This is a genomic window from Pedobacter aquatilis (assembly GCF_030409415.1).
Classification (GTDB): Bacteria; Bacteroidota; Bacteroidia; order Sphingobacteriales; family Sphingobacteriaceae; genus Pedobacter; species Pedobacter aquatilis.
Genome location: NZ_JAUFPW010000035.1, coordinates 295625 through 318954 on the forward strand (window position 1 = coordinate 295625; position 23330 = coordinate 318954).

At 38.6% G+C, this 23330-nt stretch carries 13 protein-coding genes; all 13 read left to right on the forward strand.

The features are described from left to right. Positions 1 to 134 precede the first annotated feature (134 nt). Positions 135 to 1790 (forward strand): pectate lyase family protein, encoded by a 1656-nt coding sequence (locus tag QWY86_RS18205; RefSeq protein WP_290244177.1) that lies wholly within the window; start codon positions 135 to 137, stop codon positions 1788 to 1790. Position 1791: 1 nt separating this feature from the next. Then, the gene (locus QWY86_RS18210; protein ID WP_290244178.1) at positions 1792 to 3423 is read left to right on the forward strand and encodes a polysaccharide lyase; all 1632 of its coding nucleotides are present in this window, start codon (positions 1792 to 1794) and stop codon (positions 3421 to 3423) included. Between the two features lie 402 nt (positions 3424 to 3825). Further along, a complete protein-coding gene (locus tag QWY86_RS18215; RefSeq protein ID WP_290244180.1) occupies positions 3826 to 6951 on the forward strand; it encodes a DUF6298 domain-containing protein in 3126 nt (1041 codons plus the stop codon). A 3-nt stretch (positions 6952 to 6954) separates the two neighbouring features. Then, positions 6955 to 8355 (forward strand): glycoside hydrolase family 140 protein, encoded by a 1401-nt coding sequence (locus tag QWY86_RS18220; RefSeq protein WP_290244181.1) that lies wholly within the window; start codon positions 6955 to 6957, stop codon positions 8353 to 8355. A 253-nt stretch (positions 8356 to 8608) separates the two neighbouring features. After that, positions 8609 to 9541, forward strand: coding sequence for a glycoside hydrolase family 43 protein (locus QWY86_RS18225; protein WP_290244184.1), 933 nt, complete (start codon positions 8609 to 8611; stop codon positions 9539 to 9541). A 122-nt stretch (positions 9542 to 9663) separates the two neighbouring features. Further along, entirely contained in the window at positions 9664 to 11487 is a 1824-nt protein-coding gene (locus QWY86_RS18230) for a sialidase family protein (RefSeq protein ID WP_290244186.1), read from the forward strand. A gap of 241 nt (positions 11488 to 11728) precedes the next feature. Next, positions 11729 to 13087 carry a sialate O-acetylesterase gene (locus QWY86_RS18235; RefSeq protein ID WP_290244188.1) on the forward strand — a complete coding sequence of 453 codons (1359 nt, stop codon included), beginning with the start codon at positions 11729 to 11731 and terminating at the stop codon, positions 13085 to 13087. Next, the gene (locus tag QWY86_RS18240; RefSeq protein ID WP_290244190.1) at positions 13087 to 15885 is read left to right on the forward strand and encodes a glycoside hydrolase family 2 protein; all 2799 of its coding nucleotides are present in this window, start codon (positions 13087 to 13089) and stop codon (positions 15883 to 15885) included. The genes QWY86_RS18235 and QWY86_RS18240 overlap by 1 nt, the downstream gene beginning before the upstream one ends. Positions 15886 to 16030: 145 nt before the next feature. Then, the gene (locus QWY86_RS18245; protein WP_290244191.1) at positions 16031 to 18769 is read left to right on the forward strand and encodes an alpha-L-rhamnosidase; all 2739 of its coding nucleotides are present in this window, start codon (positions 16031 to 16033) and stop codon (positions 18767 to 18769) included. A 190-nt stretch (positions 18770 to 18959) separates the two neighbouring features. Then, positions 18960 to 19622: a DUF3826 domain-containing protein gene (locus QWY86_RS18250; protein WP_290244194.1), complete on the forward strand. Its 663-nt coding sequence runs from the start codon at positions 18960 to 18962 to the stop codon at positions 19620 to 19622. Positions 19623 to 19751: 129 nt separating this feature from the next. Continuing rightward, positions 19752 to 20888: a sialidase family protein gene (locus QWY86_RS18255; RefSeq protein WP_290244196.1), complete on the forward strand. Its 1137-nt coding sequence runs from the start codon at positions 19752 to 19754 to the stop codon at positions 20886 to 20888. After that, entirely contained in the window at positions 20885 to 22390 is a 1506-nt protein-coding gene (locus tag QWY86_RS18260; RefSeq protein WP_290244198.1) for an acetylxylan esterase, read from the forward strand. The genes QWY86_RS18255 and QWY86_RS18260 overlap by 4 nt, the downstream gene beginning before the upstream one ends. A gap of 6 nt (positions 22391 to 22396) precedes the next feature. Then, positions 22397 to 23323, forward strand: a complete 927-nt coding sequence (locus QWY86_RS18265; protein WP_290244199.1) for a sugar phosphate isomerase/epimerase family protein — start codon at positions 22397 to 22399, stop codon at positions 23321 to 23323. Positions 23324 to 23330: the final 7 nt, after the last annotated feature.

Genomic DNA, 23330 nt, shown 5'->3' on the forward strand with positions numbered 1-23330 from the left:
AGATAATATACTTTCTAACCAAAACTTTTAACCAAAGAATGCTATAGATTGAGCCATAATTAATAAATTCAATTAGAATTTTCCTAAATAAAATTATCGGCTATTCCTTAGTTTTCTTTACGAGCAAAACACAAATGAAAAAGAACTTATTAAATCTGCTATTTTCATCAGCATTAATTCTCTCAGCTGGTTCAGCTTTTGCGCAATACCCCAAAATCCCTGCCGATGTTCAAAAAGCATCTGATTCGATTATGAAGGCAGCTACTCGTCAATCAAATATTGCCTGGGAAAAAGCTAAACCGATTATGGAAGCTGAAGCTAAACAGGGTAAACCATATATTCCTTGGGCAGGTAGGCCAACAGATTTACCACAATCAGAATTACTGGCATTTCCAGGTGCTGAAGGTGGTGGTGCTTATAGTTTTGGCGGTCGCGGTGGTAGAGTTATTGTGGTGAAAAACCTAAATGATAGCGGTCCGGGTTCTTTGCGTGATGCGTGTGAGCAAGGCGGAGCCAGAATTGTTGTTTTCAATGTTGCTGGTATCATTAAATTAAAATCACCATTAATTATTCGTGCACCATACATTACCATTGCAGGTCAAACAGCGCCAGGTGATGGTGTTTGTGTTGCAGGCGAATCGGTTTGGTTAAATACACATGATGTTATCGTTCGTTATATGCGTTTCCGTAGAGGCGAAACTTTTGTTGGTCGCCGTGATGATGCGATTGGTGGTAATCCGGTAGGAAATATTATGATTGACCACGTTTCTGCAAGTTGGGGATTAGACGAAAATATGTCTATGTATCGCCACATGTATAATGATAGTACAGGTAAAATTGAAGATAAGTTAGGAACGGTTAACATCACCATACAAAATTCTATTTTTTCTGAAGCTTTAGATTATTGGAACCATGCTTTCGGTTCTACTTTGGGTGGCGAAAACTGTGCTTTTGTTCGTAACCTTTGGGCCGATAATGGCGCTCGTAATCCATCAATTGGCTGGAACGGTATTTTCAACTTTGCAAATAATGTGGTTTTCAACTGGAATAACCGCTCAACCGATGGTGGCGATTATACCGCACAATATAACATCATCAATAATTATTATAAACCAGGTCCTGTAACCGAACTAAAAGATCCGATTTCTTATCGTATTTTAAAACCAGAATCTGGCCGTAGTAAATTGCCTTATGTGGTTTTCGGGAGAGCACACGTGGAGGGAAATATTATTGAAGGAAATGACAAAGTAACCAAAGATAATTGGAATGGTGGTGTTCAGCTTGAAGATAAAAAAGGTAGCTTGATGAGTTTTGAACAAGCATCGCCATACTTTGCTGCAATGCGGGCTAAAAAACCATTCCCAATGCCAAAAATATCCATCATCCCAACCTTACAGGCAAAAGAATTTGTGTTGACTAATGTTGGCGCAACTTTACCGAAAAGAGACCCGGTTGATACTAGAGTTGTTAAGCAAGTTCGCACCGGAATTATCGAAGTACATCCTGATGCAAAACCATCAGCATTTCAATTTGAGCACCGCAGATTACCTGGCGATTCTTACAAACAAGGAATTATCACCGAGATTTCACAAGTAGGCGGTTACCCGGAATATAAAGGAACACCTTATAAAGATACTGACGATGATGGCATGCCAGATGCTTACGAGTTAAAAAATGGATTGAATCCGAAAGATGCATCTGATGCCGCTAAAATCACCAAAAATGGTTATTCAAATATCGAAAACTATTTAAATAGCGTGGTTAACGTTTCAACTGTAAAACCTAATTAATATGCGTAACTGGAATTCTTGTTTAGGGATGATTACGCTGTGTGGCATTGGAAATTTGGCTTTTGCTCAATATCCGGTGATACCGGAAGCAATGGAAAAAAAGGCAGATTCGCTAATGGCGAAGCTTGAAAGCCGGGCCAGCCAGCAGTTTTTAAAAATAAAGCCGATTATTGATGCCGATGCTAAAGCCGGTAAACCCTATATTCCATGGGCTGCAAAACCAAGCGATTTACCCCAATCAAAAATTGTTGCCTTTCCAGGCGCTGAAGGTGGTGGCGCTTATTCTTTTGGCGGTCGTGGAGGTAAAGTTTATGTGGTTACAAGTTTGGAAGATTCGGGTAAGGGAACTTTACGCGAAGCTTGCGAACAAGGTGGCGCCAGAATTGTAGTTTTTAATGTTGCGGGAATTATTCGTTTAAAAACACCTTTAAGCATTCGTGCGCCATACATTACTATTGCCGGACAAAGTGCTCCAGGTGATGGAGTTTGTATTGCCGGAGAATCGGTTTGGATTGATACGCATGATGTGGTGATTCGCTATATGCGTTTCCGTCGCGGAGAAACTGATGTAACCCGTAGAGATGATGCGATTGGCGGTAATCCGGTAGGAAATATAATGATTGACCACGTTTCTGCAAGTTGGGGATTGGATGAAAATATGTCGATGTACCGCCATGTTTACAATGCAAAAGATGGTTCGAAGCCAGAGAAATTGCCTACAGTAAACATCACTATTCAAAATTCTATTTTTTCTGAGGCTTTGGATACTTATAATCACGCTTTTGGAAGTACCATTGGGGGCTTAAATTCTACCTTTATGCGCAACCTTTGGGCTTCGAATATCAGTAGAAATCCATCTGTTGGTATGTATGGTGATTTCGGTTTTGCCAACAACGTAATTTTTAACTGGTGGAATAGGAGTGCAGATGGTGGCGATAATGCTTCTTTCTATAGTTTCATCAACAATTATTACAAACCTGGACCAATTACACCTGCTGGAGAACCAATTTCTTATCGCATTTTAAAGCCAGAATCTGGCCGAGATAAACGTTTTGTGAATGATTTCGGTCGTGCATATGTTACTGGAAATATTGTTGAAGGTAATGAAAAGGTAACTGCAAATAATTGGAATGGAGGCATTCAGCCAGAAAGTAAACGCGATAAGCAAAAATTATTGGATTCTATTCGCACAGATAAACCTTTGCCAATGGCGAAAATTTCCATCATCGATACAAAAAAAGCTTACGATTATGTTTTGGCCAATGCCGGTGCAAGTTTACCGGTACGCGATGCAGTAGATAAACGTATTATTAAGCAAGTAGCAACAGGGAAAATTGAGGTTTTTGAGGGCGCACATCTAACAGAAAAACAAGGTTATGTAAAGCGCAGATTGTCTGCCGATTCATATAAACAAGGAATTATTTCGGATATTAGTCAGGTTGGCGGATATCCAGAATATAAAGGAAAACCTTATTTAGATAGTGATAATGATGGTATCCCTGACGCATGGGAAATTAAAAACGGCTTAAATCCGAAAGATGCAAAAGATGCAGGGAAAGTTACCAAATCAGGCTATTCGAATATCGAAGTGTATTTAAATAGTTTGGTTGATGTGAATAAAGTGAGGCCTTAAGGAAGTTAAAAGTAGAAAGTAAAAAGACTTGAGCGCAAGACTTCACCATTACGTCATTGCGAGGTACAATGTAATTTTATAAGCAAAAAGGCCTCACCCTTTGAAAGTTTGAAGTAAAACTTAATGTAGTGCATCCCTCTCCTAAAAGAGAGGGAATTAATCGTTACCAATTTTAACCACTAGTAAGAACATTGTTCCCTCTCTTCAAGGAGAGGGATTGCAAATAAGAAACCAAACCACAAACATGAATAGGGTGAGGTTAAATGTAAAACACGATAGACAGCCATTTCGTCATTGCGAGGCACGAAGCAATCTCTAGTAAATAGCATAAAGATTGCTTCGTACCTCGCAATGACGGGATGTATAATAAGAAAAATGCCAAAAACTAACCACATATATAAAATGAAAGCACTGCCAATGGCGGTTTTACTTTTATTTGCAACAAGTTTTGCTTTTGGTCAGAAAACAAAACCGATTGAACCACCAAAGCCAATTTTTAAGGGGAAAGATGGTAAATTGGCTTACACACCAGACGAAAATGGAAACCGCATTCCTGATTTTTCTTTTGCAGGATATATGGCTGGTGAAAAGGCAATTCCTGATGCAGCTGTTAAAGTTGTTGTTCCTGTTTTAAAAGGAGATGCTACGTTAAGCATTCAATCTGCAATCAACTATGTTTCAAAACTACCGATTGGTAAAGATGGTTTACGTGGCGCTGTTTTACTAGAAAAAGGCAATTATGAAGTAGCAGGAACTTTGAAAATTTCAGCTTCAGGCGTTATACTGCGTGGTAGCGGAATGGGGGAAAATGGTACTAAAATTTTTGCTACAGGTTTAGATAGAATTGGCGTAATCAGAATTTTAGGCAAAAATAATAAAATTGAAGAAAAACCAATTGCCATTAGCGATAATTACGTTCCGGTTAATTCTGTTAAATTAACTTTATCAAATGCCTCAGGTTTTAAAATTGGCGACAAAATCATGATTCACCGTCCATCAACTAAAGAATGGATTGAAATCTTTAAAACAACTGAGTTTGGCGGTGGCGAAAGTGCTTTAGGCTGGAAACCGGGTACAAGAGATATTCATTTCGATAGAAAAATTACAGCGATTAACGGTACAACGATTACTTTCGATGTGCCAATAACAACTGCTTTAGATGCTAAATTTGGTGGCGGAACGGTTTCAAAATACCAATGGGATGGAAGAATTTCTCAATCTGGTGTAGAAAATTTAAAACTCGAATCTGATTATCACAAGGAAAATATTAAAGATGAATACCATCGTTGGACGGCTATCAGTTTAGAAAACGTGGAGGATGCTTGGGTTCGTCAGGTGGTTTTCGAGCATTTTGCAGGGTCTGCGGTTAATGTTTTAGAAACTGCTAAACGCATTACTGTTGAAGATTGTAAATCATTAGCACCAATTTCTGAAATCGGAGGCGAACGTCGCAATACCTTTTACACTACTGGTCAGCAAATACTTTTCCAAAGATTGTATGCTGAATATGGCTACCACGATTTCGCGATAGGTTTTTGTGCGCCAGGACCAAACGTGTTCGTTCAATGCCAATCTTATTTGCCTTTCAGTTTCAGCGGCACAATTGATAGTTGGGCTTCAGGGGTTTTGTTTGATATTGTGAATGTTGATGGACAAGCATTAAGTTATTTAAACCGCGGTCAGGATGGCCAAGGTGCAGGCTGGAGTGCAGCAAATAGCGTTTTTTGGCAATGTAGTGCAGCAAGGGTTGATAATCCGCAACCGCCAACTGCCCAAAATTGGGCTTTCGGAACCTGGGCACAATTCTCAGGCAATGGCTATTGGGATATGTCAAACGAGCAAATTCAACCACGCAGTCTATATTATGCGCAATTAAAAGATAGATTGGGCAACGAAGTTGATGCCAGAGCCTTTGTTTTGCCAGTTGAAACCGAAGCCTCAAGCAGTCCGCCTGTAGATGTTGCTCAAAAACTAACTAAACTGGCTTATAAACCAGCTTTAACCGTTTCTGAATACATTGATGCAGCTGCAGAAAGGAATAAAATTCCTCTGGAAAAAAATCAAGCTAAAAATATAGATAAGATAGGTTTAGATAAAGTAATACAGCCTAATACACCAGATGCAATGGTTATTAAAAACGGTTGGCTAGTTCGTGGCAGCGAAATTGTTTTAGGCAACCGACAGGATGTACCTTGGTGGAACGGCAGTGCTCGCCCGCATGGATTAAAAAACACCAAATTTCACATCACTCGTTTTGTTCCTGGTCGTGAAGGAAATGGTTTAACTGATGATTTGGATGAAATTACGGATTCGATGCAAAGGCGTTCATTAAAAGTTATCGACCATAATTATGGCCTTTGGTATGATAGAAGACGAGACGACCATGAGCGCATCCGTCGTATGGATGGAGAAGTTTGGGCGCCTTTTTACGAATTGCCTTTCGCTCGTAGCGGAAAGGAAACCGCTTGGGATGGCTTAAGTAAATATGACATCACGAAATATAACCTTTGGTATTGGGATAGGTTAAAAACTTTCGCCAATCTTGCCGACCAAAAGAGCTTGGTGTTAATTCACGAAAATTATTTTCAGCATAATATTATCGAAGCAGGCGCACATTATGCCGATTTCCCGTGGCGTACAGCAAACAACATCAACAGCACAGGTTTCCCGGAGCCCGTTCCGTACGCTGGAGATAAGCGAATTTTCATGGCCGAGCAGTTTTACGATATTTCTAATGAACATCGCAAAGCGATACACCGAGCTTACATTAGAAAATGTCTGGAGAATTTTAATGGAAACACTGGTGTTATTCAATTAATTGGTGCTGAATTTACTGGTCCGCTGCATTTTGTTCAATTCTGGATTGATACGATTGAAGAGTGGGAAAAGGAAACGGGCAAGCATCCGATTATTGGTTTAAGTGTTACTAAAGATGTGCAGGATGCGATTTTAGCAGATGCAAAAAGAGCTAAAGTAGTTGATATCATTGACATCAGATATTGGCATTATCAGGCAGATGGAACGGCCTATGCACCACAAGGTGGACAAAATTTAGCGCCACGCCAACACGCTCGTTTGCTAAAACCGAAGAAAACATCATTTGAGGAAGTTTATCACGCTGTTTCTGAATATAAAACTAAATTTCCAGAGAAAGCAGTTATGTATTCTGGTGATAACTTTGACAGTTTCGGATGGGCAGTTTTAATGGCTGGTGGCTCACTATCAAATGTTCAAAATATTAATAAAGCTACGCTTGATGCGATCTCAACGATGAAACCTTTTCTTCCGGCAGGAAAAAATACTAAGGAATATGGTTTGGAAAATGCAGGCAAATCTTACATTTTATACAATTCTTCATCAGAGGCAGCGACTTTGGATTTAACTAAAATCAGCGGAAAATTCAGTGTTAAAGTGTTAGACACGAAGAATGGAACGGTGCTGAAAGAAGAAAAAATAAATGGAAATGCTGTTGCAAAATTTAGCAAAGTTGGCAAAGGCGACGAGGTCATCATCATAAATAAAATATAAAGAATGAATTTAAAATTGAAAATATTTTTACTCGCTGTGATTTCTGCAATTGCTTTTGGTTGTAAGGAAAAACCTCATTTTGGTGATAAAAGTCTTTTAATATCAGAGAATGGTAGATATTTTACCACAGGCGATGGAAAACCATTTTTCTGGTTGGGCGATACAGGCTGGCTCTTGTTCAGTAAATTAAATCGCGAGGAAACGAACACTTATCTGGAAGATAGAAAACAGAAAGGTTTCAATGTTATTCAAGTAATGGTTTTGCATGATGTAGCGACAAAAAATATTTATGGCGATTCTGCTTTGGTGGGTAAAAATGTTTCTAAAACATTGGTAACTGATGAAAACAATCATAAAGATTCTACGGCTTATGATTATTGGGACCACATCGATTATGTAGTAGATAAAGCAGCAGAAAAAGGCTTGTACATGGCCTTGGTTCCGGTGTGGGGTACGAATGTAAAAGAGAAAAAAGTGAACGAAGCGCAAGCAAAAGTTTATGCCAAGTTTTTAGCAGATAGATATAAAAAAAAATGGAATATCATTTGGTTAAATGGCGGGGATATTAAAGGCAGTGATGGTTTAAATGTATGGAATGCGATTGGTGAAACGCTGAGGGCAAACGACCCAAATCATTTAATAACTTTCCATCCAAGAGGAAGAACGGCAGGTTCACAGTGGTTTCAAAATGCGAAGTGGAGCGATTTTAATATGTCTCAATCGGGCCACCGTCGCTATAACCAGGATACATCTGCCAAGGAAAAATTGCATTATGGAGAGGATAACTGGAAATACATTGAATCGGATTATAAACTTAAGCCTACGAAGCCAACTATTGATGGAGAACCATCTTACGAGGGTATTCCGCAAGGCTTACACGATACCACACAACCACGATGGAATGATGCTGATGTGCGAAGATATGGTTATTGGTCGGTTTTTGCTGGTGCTTTCGGTTACACCTACGGACACAATTCCGTAATGCAGATGTACAAGAAAACTGATTTAAAACCAGCTTATGGTCCGAAAGAACAATGGATTGAAGCCATAAATTCTCCGGGCGCACAGCAAATGAAATATTTGAAAGACCTGATGTTATCGCGTTCTTATTTCGACCGTGTACCTGACCAAACATTGGTTGCAAGTCAAAATGGAGAAAAATACGATAGGGTTTTAGCAACCAGAGGTGAAGATTTTGCCATGTTTTATACCTACACAGGCAGAACTTTTAGTGTTCAGTTAGGTAAAACCGATGGCGATGAAGTTTCTGCATCATGGTACGACCCAAGAACAGGAAAAACAACTGTTATTGGAAAGTTTGAAAATAAAGGGATTAAGGCGTTTAATCCGCCAGGCGAACCTGCAAATGGTAATGACTGGGTATTAATTTTGGATAAACTGTAGAATAAGGATTGTCGTCATTGCCACATAGCACGTCATTGCGAGGTACGAAGCAATCTCATTTAAAAGTTAGATTGCTTCAGCTCGCATAAGCCCAGCTTCGCAATGACGATAGCTTTAGAAATTAAGGCGATGTTAAGGTTAAAACGTTCGTCATTGCGAGGCACGAAGCAATCTCTTCGAAAAATTAGATTGCTTCAGCTCGCAGAAGCCCAGCTTCGCAATGACGACCGCTAAAAAAAGAAAAATTAAACAATTGTATATATCAAAAATCATATTAACCCTACGTTTAGCCATTATTGGCTTGGCTTTGTGCGGACTTAACTCTTGCTCAAAACAAGCTTACATCTTTACATCATTCCACGAACCTGCAAACGAGGGATTGAGAATGCTGTATAGCGATGATGCATACCATTGGACAGATTTGGACAAAACCTTACTGAAGCCTGAAATTGGTACACAGAAGGTAATGCGAGACCCATCGATTGTTCAAGGACCAGATGGTACATTTCATTTGGTTTGGACGTGTAGCTGGAAAGGCGATAAAGGTTTCGGTTATGCATCATCCAAAGATTTAATTCACTGGAGTGAGCAAAAATTTCTTCCAGTGATGGCGAATGAGCCAAAAACCGTAAATGTTTGGGCACCAGAAATTTTCTATGATAATAAGAAAAAGGAATTTGTAATTATCTGGGCCTCAACCATTCCATTTCGATTTGAAAAAGGTATTGAGGAGGAAGAAAATAACCACAGGATGTACAGCATCACCACAAAAGATTTTAAGTCGTTCTCTGATACAAAGCTGTTTTTAGACCCAGGTTTTAGTGTGATTGATGCTGTAATTGTAAAAAGAGCAACCAAAGATTACGTGTTGGTTTTAAAGGATAATACCCGACCAAATCGGAATTTAAAAGTTGCTTTTGCTCAGGATGCTTTAGGTCCATACCAAAATGTTTCAGAAACTTTTAGTCCGAAATTAACAGAAGGACCAACGGTTGTAAAGGTTAAGAACGATTACCTGATTTATTTTGATGCCTACGGACAAAAAACATACTCTGCTTACAAAACTGCCGATTTTAAATCTTTTAAGGATGTAACCAAAGAGGTTTCTATCCCAGAAGGGCATAAGCATGGAACGATAATAAAAGTGAAAAAGAAAGTGATTGAGGAGTTGAAAAGGAATAAATAAATAGTAATAACGATTTAGACCGTCATTGCGAGGCACGAAGCAATCTCATTTAAAGGATTAATGGAAATGAGATTGCTTCAGCTCACACAAACCCAGCCTCGCAATGACGAAATGCATAATAAATGAAACTATTAAAAATACTTTACCTAATCCTGCCGTTCGCTTTTGCGATGCAAAACGCACAAGCGCAAGATACCGTACGTTATACAGGTAAAACCCTGGTTAATGCCGATTATCATCATGGGCAACTTACGCCAGTAATTGGTGTGCACAATATTCAAACTTTCAGGGCAAACAGAGAACATCCGGAATTGGCTGAAAACTTTGGCTGGACATATAACCATGCCCCAATGCTGGCCTATTGGAACAATAAATTTTATGTAGAATATTTAAGCGATAAAGTTGGAGAAAGCATCCCGCCAGGACAAACCCTATTGCAATCTTCAGCAGATGGTTATACCTGGACAAAGCCTGATGTGATTTTTCCGATTTATAGAATTGCTGATGGTACAACAAAGGAGGGCAGAACCGATGTGGCTAAAGATTTAGATGCGGTAATGCATCAACGCATGGGTTTTTATGTTTCTACCAAGAATGTGTTTCTGGTTTTAGGTTTTTATGCGATTAGTTTTGATGCAAAAGACGACCCGAATGATGGTCATGGAATTGGCAGAGCCGTACGTGAAATTCAAGCCGATGGCAAATACGGACCGATTTATTTTATTCATTACAATCCTGGCTATTCTGAGCAAAATACAAAATATCCTTACTTTACAAAAAGCAAAAACAAAGCCTTCGTTGCCGCTTGCAAGGAGTTGCTGGCGAATAAGTTAATGACGCAACAATGGAATGAAGAGGCCGATAGAAAAGACCCTTTAATCACCTTACAAAAGCAATATAAGGCCTTCAGTTACTACCATTTATCCGACGGAAGAGTGGTTGGATTGTGGAAAAATGCGTTAACAGCTATTAGTAAGGATAACGGTAAAAGCTGGCCTGAAAGTGCTTTTCGTGCGCCTGGATTCGTAAATAGTAATGCTAAAATCTGGGGACAAAAAACGGCTGACGGAAATTACGCGACGGTTTATAATCCATCGGAATATAGATGGCCATTGGCGATTTCGACCAGTAAAAGTGGCTTAGACTACACAAATCTGTTATTGGTTCATGGTGAAATTACGCCAATGCGTTATGGTGGAAACTATAAATCTTACGGTCCGCAATATGTACGCGGAATTATTGAGGGAAATGGAAAACCTGCGGATGGCAAGTTATGGGTAACCTACAGCATGAACAAGGAAGATATCTGGGTTTCTTCGGTTCCGCTGCCTGTAAATGAAAAGGCTTTAAAGCATGCTGATGATAATTTTAATAACGCTAGAAGCTTAGAGCCTTGGAATATTTATAGTCCGTTGTGGGCACCTGTAAAAGTTGAAAATGGCGCTTTGGTTTTAAAAGATAAAGACCCATTCGATTATGCAAAGGCAGAAAGGATTTTTCCAGCTTCGAAAAAGATTATGACTTCATTTTCAGTAACACCGAAGCAAAATGATTTTGGCTTATTGGAGATTGAATTACAAGATGCTAAAGGATTGGCCTCAGTTCGTTTAACTTTTGATACCGCTGGAAATCTAAGTGGTAAGAATGGTTCCCGTTATAAAAATTTTATGAAATATGAAGCTGGGAAAAGTTATGATATCAAATTAAAATTAGATGCGCATACCAGGTTTTATTCGCTCTTAGTTAATGGAAAAGAACTTTCATTAAGTTTAGCTTTTCAGCCTGTGGCTGATGTTTCCCGTATTGTTTTCCGTACTGGCGAGGTTCGTCGTTTTCCTAATGTAGATACACCCGCCGACCAGACTTACGATTTAAAAAATGCGGGAGAATCAGAGAAAAAAGAAGCGGTTTATTCAATTAAGTATTTAAAAACGGAGGAGTTTTAGGATGGGAAATAAGTTTAAATATGCCGTCATTGCGAGGAGGCACAACGAAGCAATCTCATTCGATAAGTTAAATTGCTTCAGCTCGCACGAGTCCAGCTTCGCAATGACGACCGCCTTAGAGTCAATGCTTTTTAGTCGGTCGTCATTGCGAGGTACAGCCCGTCCCGATTTTTCGGTAAAGCACTCTCTTTTGTTGCTAGCTATCCTTTTGTGCTCCTTAACCTCAAACGCCAAAATCCTTTTGCCACAAATCCTATCCAGCAATATGGTTTTGCAACGCGATAAACCCATCAATATCTGGGGTTTTGCATCAGCAGGAGAAATAGTTGACGTTACTTTCGCAGGGCAAAAAAAGCAAACCATTACCGATAAAGACGGAAAATGGGCGGTCATTTTAACGCCACTAAAAACTTCTTCAACACCACAAACCATGACCATTAACGGTTCGAATAAAATCGAATTGAGCAATATTTTGGTTGGCGAAGTTTGGCTTTGTTCTGGGCAATCGAATATGGAATACCAAATGCGTAAGCTGGCAAAAATTCCAAAGCCAAAAAATGAAAAGTTAGGTTTCCCAGCTGATGAAGTTGAAAAAGCAAACAATTCGAAAATCAGGGTTTTTCTGGTTAATCGAAAACAGTTGTCAAAACCCGATTCTATACATAAAAGTTGGGCTGTAGCAGAAGATTCTGCTTTGAAAGCTTTTTCAGCCGTGGGATATTTCTTCGCCAAGGAAGTTCAAGAGAAATTAGGCGTTCCTGTGGGGATGATTTCATCCTCAGTTTCGGGCAGTGCCATCGAACCTTGGGTTGCTCCAGAAGCATTTGCACAAGAATCTTACTTTAAAAATGTAAAAGTTAGTAACGACCCAGGTAAATTTTATACGCCAATGATTGAGCCACTTTCTAAGTATAAAATCCGTGGTTTTTTATGGTACCAAGGCGAAACCAATTGCTTTTTAAACGAAGATATCAGCTATGCTTATAAAATGAAAACCTTAATAAACCTTTGGCGAAAAGCTTGGGGCGAACAAGATTTACCCTTTTATTATGTACAAATTGCACCTTATGATTATAGTAAGCAAAAAAGCGATAAGGTTGTACTTACATCTGAAACCCAACCAAAATTTTGGGAAGCGCAACAACAAATTTTGCGTATGCCGAATACTGGAATGATTTCTACCTCAGATTTAAATGACAACGGTGGCGATTTGCACCCAACTTATAAATGGGAAGTAGGCAGAAGATTAGGATTATTGGCGCATGGCAAAACCTACAACCAAAAAATAGCTTTTTCGGGCCCGATTTTTAAAGCGGTTTCTTTTAAAAATAATCAAGCTTTATTGGAATTTGATTATTTAAAATCATCAAATCAAAATATTACAGGATTTACTATTGCAGGTAAAGATGAGAATTTTGTCAAGGCCGATGCAATTATAAAAAACGGAAAAGTTGTCGTCTCTTCAAAAGAAATTGCAGCACCAACTGCCGTTCGCTATAACTGGACGGAAAGTCCGACAGGAAACTTTTACAGTAACGGTTTACCAGCATTACCTTTCCGCACCGATAACCCATTAACCAACCAATTTAAAACCAATTAATGAAACTTAGATTTATACTTTTTCTTTGTTCGATGATGATGTTTGGAGCCCTAAAAGCACAACAAACGGAGAAATTATATCTTTCGGGAACTGGAAATGATAACACTATTAATTGGGATTTTTTCTGTTCAGAAGGCATGAACGCTGGGAAATGGACCACAATTCCTGTGCCTTCAAACTGGGAATTACAAGGTTTCGGAAAGTACAATTACGGTTTTAATAAGGAAGCAAACAAAGGAAAAGAGGAGGGACTTTATAAGTATAAATTCACCGTTCCTGCAGATTGGAAAAACAAAAAAATAAATATTGTTTTTGAGGGTTCGATGACGGATACCGAAGTTAAAATCAATGGAAAATTAGCAGGAGAGATTCATCAAGGTTCGTTTTATGTTTTCAAATATGATATTTCTAAACTTTTAAAATCAGGAGAAAATTTACTGGAAGTTAAAGTTGCTAAACATTCTGCTAATCCATCTGTAAATGAAGCCGAACGCAAAGCGGATTATTGGATTTTCGGTGGAATTTTCCGTCCGGTTTATTTAGAAGCTTTGCCGCTAACTTACATCGATAGAATTCAGATTGATGCAAAAGCAAACGGCATTTTTACGGCAAATGTTTTTACTTCCGGCGCAGCCGATAAAATTAATGTAGAACTTACGGATGCGAATGGAAAGAAATTTGGTAATGATTTTTCAACTAAAATCACAGCTGGCTCTACTAAAATTGAGCAGGAATTTAAAAATCCTGCGCTTTGGTCGTCAGAGTTTCCAAACCTGTACACCGCAACCATTTCGTTAATTAAAAACGGCAAAACCATACATCAAATTACCAATAAAATCGGTTTCAGAACGGTTGAAGTTAAAGAACGCGATGGTGTTTATGTGAATGGTGTGAAGATGAAATTTAAAGGGGTAAACCGTCATTCTTTCTATCCAAAATCTGGCAGAACAACGAGTAAAAAAATCAGCATAGCTGATGTAATGTTGATGAAAGAAATGAATATGAATGCGGTTCGTATGTCGCATTACCCACCCGATGGGCATTTTTTGGACGTTTGTGATTCGCTGGGTTTATTTGTGATGGATGAATTAGCGGGTTGGCATGGCAATTACGATACTAAAACAGGAACGAAACTGTTCAAAGAAATGGTTGTAAATGATGAAAATCATCCATCAATAATATTTTGGGCCAATGGAAATGAGGGCGGACACAACCGAGAACTCGACCATCTTTTTGCTGATGAAGATATTCAAAAGCGCCCTTTAATTCATCCTTGGGAGGTTTTTAATGGTTTTGAAACTACACATTACCGTGAGTTTAATTATGGGATTGGCAATTACGACCATGGTCATAATATTTTAATGCCGACCGAATTTTTGCATGGTATGTGGGATGGCGGTCATGGCGCTGGTATAGAAGATTACTGGAATGCGATGTGGCATAACCCACTTTCGGCAGGTGGTTTCCTATGGGATTTTGCCGACCAGGCTGTAGTGCGTACTGATAAAAATGGTGAATTAGATACCGATGGCAATCACGGTCCTGATGGAATTGTTGGGCCATATCACGAAAAAGAGGGTAGTTTCTTTACTATAAAAGAAGTTTGGAGTCCTGTTTTTGTCGAGAAAAAAGAAATGACAACTGGTTTTGATGGTTCGTTTTTATTGGAGAACCGTTACGCATTTACCAATCTTAATCAATGCAGTTTCGAGTGGAAATTGAAGAAATTGAAAACAAGCGGAGCGGATGCAGAATTTAAAGCAGGCAAAGCCGATGCACCAAATATTAAGCCTTTTGAAAATGGGAAATTACAAATCAATCTCCCTGCCGATTGGAGAAATTTTGATGCTTTGTATTTAACCATCAAGGATTTATATGGGAAAGAATTATTTACCTGGAGTTTCCCAATTTCGCTGCCTAAAGCTGATGCAGATAAAATTGTGGTTAAAACTGGTTCATCGAAAGTAAATCTTAAAGAAACGGCTTCGGTTTATGAAGTTTCTGCAAATGGTATTGAGCTAACTTTCGATAAAACAAGCGGATTATTGAAGCAAGCTAAAAATGCAAAAGGCATTATCCCATTTTCAAACGGCCCGATTTTGCAGGAAGGTATAAATAATTTTAAAAATTTTAAGACCAAAATGGATGGTGAAAATCTGGTGATTTCATCAACTTATGATAAAAAAGAAAGCTGGAATACTTTAGAATGGACGATTTATCCATCGGGTTGGCTAAAAATGCAGGTTAAATATTTTCCATCCGAATACTTTACCACTTTCGTGGGATTGAATTTTTCTTATCCCGAAACGGAAATTAAATCGGTTGAATATAAAGGAAACGGACCTTATCGCGTTTGGAAAAACCGAATGAAAGGCACTGAGTTTGGCGTTTGGAAAAAGGATTATAACGATTCTGCAACTGGAGAACCAGGCTGGCAATATCCAGAATTTAAAGGTTATCACGCTAATATGTATTGGTGTGAGTTTATCGGCAAAACGCAAAATTTTAAAGTGGTAACGGATAGAGAGGATGTATTTTTAAGGTTGTTTACGCCAAAAAAATCAAAGGATACAGAGTATGATAATATGAGTCCGACTTTTCCGAATGGAGATATTTCGTTTATGAATGGAATTTCGGCGATTGGAACAAAAACACAAAAACCAGAAACAACAGGGCCAATGGGTATGAAAAATATTTATTACGATTTTGATAAGGCACCAAACAGGACGTTGGATATGACTTTGTATTTTGATTTTTCAGTTAAATTAACCAGAGATAAAAAGGATGAACACAGATAGACTGTTACATCGTCATTTAGACCGCAGTGGAGAAATCTTTGAACTTAGAGAAAAGATTTCTCGGCTTCGTTTTGCTTCGCTCGAAATGACGACCGACATAAAGTGCAAATAATAAATAATCAGTGTAATCAATCGCGAAGCATAAATGAACATTAAAATCTACATAGCAATCATCAGCATTTGGTTTCTGCATATTTCAAAATCAGTGGCGCAAATCACTTTGCAAAAAACCACTTGCGAAATGTTGGAAAACCCTTTGGGAATTGATGCACAAAAGCCACGATTTGCATGGCACATTATTGCTAAAGAACGTAATGTAATGCAAACTGCCTATCAAATTTTAGCATCATCTTCAGCAGAAAAATTAAAAGCTAATGAGGGTGATATTTGGGATTCCGGAAAGGTTAATTCATCTGAATCAATTCATGTTAACTACGATGGAAAAGCACTCGTTAGTCGGTTAAAAGTATACTGGAAAGTTAAAATTTGGACGAATGTTGGTCAAAGCGAATGGTCGGCGGATAACTATTTTTCCATGGGTTTATTGAATTATAAAGATTGGCCAAAAGGATGGATTGGTTTCGATAGGACTTTCCCTTGGGATAATATCAAAACTGATTCACGTTTGTCTGCAAGGTATTTCAGAAAGGAATTTCAAGCCGCTAAAACCGTGAAATCTGCCACTGCATCTATCATCGGTTTAGGTTTATACGAGCTGTACATCAATGGGAAAAAAGTTGGGGAAGATGTTTTATCACCAACAGCAACAGATTATACCAAAAATGTAAAATACAATACTTACGATGTTACCTCATACATCAAAAGTGGTAAAAATGCTGTAGGAGCTGTTTTAGGCAATGGTCGTTTCTTCGCCATGCGCCAAAATGAAAAACCTTACAAAATCAAAACTTTTGGCTTTCCTAAAATGCTAATGAACATTCGTATTGTTTATAGCGATGGTTCTACGGCGAATATTGATACAGACGATAGTTGGAAAGGTACAACTGATGGGCCAATTCGTACCAATAACGAATACGATGGCGAGGAATATGATGCCACGAAAGAAGCTTCTGGCTGGAATAACGTAGGTTTTGACGACAGCAAGTGGGCAAAAGCAGAATTTGTGCAAGAGCCAAGCGGTACAATTGAAGCGCAAATGAATGAAAATATGCGTGTGATGAGTACGCTTAAACCAGTTTCAATATCAAAATTATCTGGTGGAAGATATATTTTGGATATGGGGCAGAATATGGTTGGCTGGTTGCAAATCAAAGTTAAAGGCTTGCGTGGAAAACAGGTTAAAATGCGTTTTGCAGAATCACTACAAGAAAATGGCGAGCTTTTTACAGCCAATCTTCGCAATGCGAAATGTACCGATTTATACACTTTGAAAGGTGGCGAACAAGAAACCTGGGAACCTACTTTTACCTATCGTGGTTTCAGGTATGTAGAATTGAGCGGTTACACTTATCAGCCTTCGCTGAGTGATTTTGTTGGCAAGATGATTTATGACAACATTAAAACCGTTGGTACATTCGAAACTTCGGATGCTTTGACGAACCAGATTTTTAAAAATGCCTGGTGGGGAATTGCAGGAAGTTATAAAGGCATTCCGGTTGATTGCCCGCAACGCAACGAGCGTATGCCTTGGTTAGGCGATAGAGGTGCGGTTGCATATGGCGAAAGTTTCGTTTTCGATAATGGTCGTTTTTATTCAAAATGGTTACAGGATATTCGTAATTCGCAGAAAGAAGATGGAGCAATACCAGATGTTGCGCCTGCCTTTTGGCGCTATTATAGCGATAACATGACTTGGCCAGGTGCAATGCTTTTGGTTACAGAAATGTTGTACAAGCAAAATGGCGATGTTTCTGCCGTTCGGGATAATTACCCGGCAATGAAAAAATGGCTGGCTTATATGCGAGACCGCTATATGCAAGATTACATTTTAACTAAAGATAGTTATGGCGACTGGTGCATGCCGCCGATTACAATTGAATTTGGCCGAGGTAAAAGTGCCGATAAAAAGTATCCATCAGCATTAATTTCTACGGCTTATTATTATCATTTCACGCAGTTGATGATGCAATTTGCCAAGGCAATTGGCAACGAAGATGACATCAAAACTTATGACGTTTTGGGTGATAAAATTAAAGATGCTTTCAATCAGAAATACTATAATGAAAAAGGTTATTACGCTTCAAATGCTTTAACCGATAATATTATTCCACTTTATTTCGGTATGGTGCCAAAGGATAAAGTGGATGGTGTTTTTAAAAATATCACCTATACAGTTGAAGTTACCAATAAAGGCCACTTGAGTAATGGTTTGGTTGGGATTCAATGGTTAATGCGTTGTTTGAACGATTACGGCAGACCGGATTTGGCCTACACCATCGCAACGAAAAAAACATATCCAAGTTGGGGTTATATGGTTGATAATGGTGCGACAACGATTTGGGAGTTATGGAATGGCAACACCGCCGACCCTAAAATGAATTCGCAAAACCATGTAATGATGCTTGGCGATTTGCTGATTTGGTATTACGAAAATTTAGCCGGTATAAAATCTGAAACAGCTGCGTTTAAGCAAATCACTTTAAAGCCAGAAATGCTTACTGGTTTAAATTCGATTAATGCAAGTTATAACTCGGTTTATGGTCTAATTAATAGCAGCTATACTAAAACTGATAACCGTTTTAACTGGAAAGTAAGTATTCCACCAAATACAACAGCTTTGGTTTTTGTTCCCACGAATAATAGAAATGAAGTCTCAGAGGAAATAAAATCGATTAAAGAATTAAAATTTATAAGAATGGATAACGGCAGAGCAGTTTATGAGGTTGGCTCCGGCGATTATTCTTTTGTGGTGGGGAAGAGGTAGCAGGCTTTGTCATTCTGAACGCAGTGAAGAATCTCCAGGCTATAGAAAAGCAATGTAAATATACCACCGAACTAGAATCAGTGGATTAATTTTAGGCAGTGCCAATCGGTTACAGATTCTTCGTTGCTCTCAGAATGACAGCAATATATTGGGATATTTAAAAATATAATAACCAAAATAAAATAACACTATGAGAAAATTATTAAAACCATTTTTGATTTGCGCATTGCTGATATCCACAGCAAATGCTTACAGTCAAACTAAAGATATTGTAGTGACTGAAGAAATTCTGTCGAAATCGAAAGAATGGGTTGCTGCACTAAATTTAACAGACGCGAAGAAAAAAACTGCTGTCGAAAATGTAATTGCAGTTCATTTAACCACGATTAGAGATTGGCATAACGAGCATCCATCTTCAACAGTTCCCGATGGAATAAACCCAGTTACTGGTAATAAATTGAGTGATTTAGACAAGCAAATCATCACTGATTCTGCTATTCCATCTACCGTTCACAAAGCTTTAATGGATGGTTTGAATCAAAATTTATCGCCAGAACAAGTAGAAGTTATTTTGGATAAATACACGATTGGTAAGGTTGATTTCACGATGAAAGGTTACAAAGCCATTGTTCCAGATTTAACTGCAGATGAAGAAGCGAAGATTTTGGCTTTCTTAAAGCAAGCTCGTGAGCAAGCAGTAGACTATAAAAATATGAAACAGATTTCGGCAATTTTTGAGATCTATAAAACGAAATCAGAGCAAATGTTGAATAACAACGGCAGAAGTTGGAGAGCTTTGTATAGCGCTTATACAAAGAAAATTAAGGAAGAGAAAGAAAAGGCAAAGCAATAGTGGCGGAATGCTTCAGCTCTTCGTCATTGCGAGGCACGAAGCAATCTCTTTTTAAAAACAAAGATTGCTTCGGCTCGCTCAATCCAGCCTCGCAATGACGACCGTTCATTACAAGTAGATTAAAATATTATGTTAAAAGGTAAAATATACATTGCATTAGGATTTGTTTTAGCATTGGCAACATCAGCCAACGCCCAAGTTGAAAAATGGCAGACAGGAATTGTAAAGCAAGAATTTCTTTATGATAAAGCGCCATTTCCATCGTGTCATTCTGCAACCATTGCAGAAACACCAACAGGTTTGGTGGCTTCTTATTTTGGCGGTACAAAAGAGCGTGACCCTGATGTGGAAATTTACATTAGTCGCTTTGTTGATGGTAATTGGTTAGCGCCAGTTTCTGCTGCAAACGGTATTCAATCCTATGGTAAAAGGTTGCCAACCTGGAACCCTGTTTTATATCAGGTTCCTGGCGGAGATTTAATCTTGTTTTACAAAATCGGGCCAAAACCATCTGAATGGTGGGGCATGATGAAAACTTCGAAAGATGGTGGTATTACCTGGTCGGATGCGACAAAATTGCCAGATGGAAATATTGGTCCGGTAAAGAACAAACCAGTATTGCTTAGCAATGGAAATCTATTTGCACCATCAAGTAAAGAGGGCAATGGCTGGAAAATCCATTTTGAAGTAACAAAAGATAATGGTAAAACCTGGAGAACGATTGGTCCGTTGGTTGAGAATGGAATTAAAGCCATTCAGCCAAGTATTTTGCAACATGGCAATGGGAGATTACAGATTTTAGCCAGAACAGCCAACCGGGCAATTGCAGAATCGTGGTCAGAAGATAATGGAGAAACCTGGTCTCCAATGACCAAAACATCTTTACCAAATAATAATTCGGGAACAGATGCAGTAACCATGAAAGATGGTCGCCATGTTTTGGTTTACAACCACGTTTTGCCTCCTGGCGATTTAGCTAAGGGACCAAGGACACCACTAAATGTTTCAATATCTAAAGATGGAAAAGAGTGGTCTGCAGCACTGATATTAGAGGATTCGCCAATTAGTCAGTATTCGTATCCGGCTGTTATACAGACTTCTGATGGAATGCTCCACTTCATTTACACTTGGAGAAGACAAAAAATTAAACATGTAGTGGTTGACCCATCAAAGTTGAAATTGAAGAAAATTAAAAATGGTATTTGGCCATCTTTAAAAGGTTACACTGCTCCAGTTATTGGTGAAACTAAAAATGAAGAACCATGAGCATAAATAATTCATCATCCTGGTTCGTCATTTCGACCGTAGTTGAGAAATCTTTTAAATTGATTAAAAAGATTTCACGGCTATCGCTCGAAATGACGACTTATGTCCGAACTTCAATTCTATTAATACTGCTTTTTTTATTTAGTATCAATCAGCTTTCCGCCCAAAACCAAAATACCGATAATCTTTACAAGAAACCTTTATCCGATGTTTTAAAAGAAATTCAAACTCGTTTTAAAGTTCAAATAAAATATTCAGAACCACAGGTAAAAGACAAATGGGTAAACTATGCCAATTGGCGTTTCCGTGCGGATGTCGACGAAACGATAGCCAATGTGCTTACGCCTTTGGATATGAAAGTAAACAAAGAAAAACCTGGCGTTTACAAATTAAAAGAATACGAATATTACCGTTGGGAAGTGCAGGATGGATGGGACTATTTAGATGTATTAGCCTCAAAATATACAGACAAAGCCACTTGGGAAAAGCGCAAAGCTGAAATCAAACCAGCGCTTTACCAAGCCTTGATGTTATCGCCATTACCAGCAAAAATCAACTCAAAACCAATCATTACAGCCAAAAGAATTTTTGATGGCTATTCAGTTGAAAATATTGCCTTAGAGATTTTACCTGGCGTTTGGATAAATGGCTCATTGTATAAACCATTAAATGCAAAGGGCAAAATTCCTGTGGTTTTAAGTCCTGATGGGCATTGGGAAAAACAACGTTACCGGGCCGATTGCCAGTTACGCTGTGCTACAATTGCACGTATGGGCGCAATGGCCTTTAGTTACGATTTATTTGCCTGGGGTGAATCGATGCTTCAATTTAAATACGAAGATCACCGAAAAAGTTTAGCGCAAACCGTACAAACTTTAGGGGGAATCAGAATTTTGGATTATTTCACTTCCTTAAAAGAAACCGATACCTCAAGAGTTGGCATCAGTGGTGGTTCGGGTGCTGGAAGTCATTCTATTTTAATGACGGCAATGGATGATAGGATAAAATTAAGTGCACCAGTGGTTGCCATGTCATCATACTTTTATGGCGGTTGTCCTTGCGAAAGTGGTATGCCAATCCATCAATGTGGCGGCGGAACAGATAATGTAGAACTGGCCGCAATGGCAGCTCCGCGACCTCAGTTATTGGTTTCGGATGGTAGCGATTGGACAGCGCACACACCCGAGCATGATTTTCCTTACCTGCAAAAAATGTACGGTTATTATGGCGTGAAAGATAAAGTTGAAAATGTTCATCTTCCAGCGGAAAAACATGATTTTGGTATCAATAAACGCATCGCACTTTACGATTTTCTGATTAAAAACTTCAAGCTAAATGGCGCTGCGGTTAAAGATAAATCTGGTAAATACGATGAAAGTAAGGTAACCATCGAAAAGGAAAACGCAATGTATGTATTTGGTGATAAAGGTGAGAACTTACCTAAAAATGCAATAATCGGATTTGAAAATCTGGAGAAATTATTTCCTCAACCGACAAAATAGTTTAATATGGAGAATCAAGACAGGAGAACTTTTCTTACCAATGCAGCTTTGATAACGGGCGCTTTGTTTGTGCCGAACATTTTGCAAGCCTCAACCTTAAAAAGCAAATACAAAGTTGCGGTTATTGATTTAATGATTCTTAAACGTCAGAAAATAAGTGCTTTGCCGCTTGCGAAAGAAATCGGTGCTGACGGTTTGGAAATAGATATGGGCGGTTTAGGCAACAGGGAAACTTTTGATAATAAGCTGGCCGACCCAAAAATCAGGCAGGAATATTTAGATAAGGCCAGGGAATTGAACTTAGGATTTTGTGCTCTGGCAATGACAGGATTTTATGCACAATCTTTTGCTACTCGTCCAACCTATCAAAAAATGATTCAGGATTGTTTGGATACTGCAAAGGCGATGAATGTGAAGGTTGTCTTTCTTCCGCTCGGTGTTCAAGGCGATTTAGTTCAAAATCCTGAGTTGAGAATACCTATCGTTGAGCGGCTAAAAATCGCAGGTAAAATGGCGAAAAAATCGGGAGTGGTTATTGGAATTGAAACCTCTTTAGATGCAAAAGGTGAATTACAATTGCTCGAAGAAGTCGGTTCTAAAAACGTTAAAAGTTATTTCAATTTTTCTAATGCGATAAAAAACGGAAGAGATTTATATGAAGAATTAAGAATTTTAGGCCGTAAAAATATCATTCAAATTCATGCAACAAATGAAGATGGCGTTTGGCTCGAAAACGACCCAAAAATCAACTTAAAAAAAGTAAAAGAAACCTTAGATGATATGCGCTGGAGTGGTTGGTTGGTAATAGAAAGAAGTCGCGATGCTAAACAACCCACCAATGTCAAATATAATTTCACTGCGAATACAAAATATTTAAAATCCATTTTTCAGGAAGATGGTTCGTCATTGCGAGGTACGAAGCAATCTCATTAGTCGATTT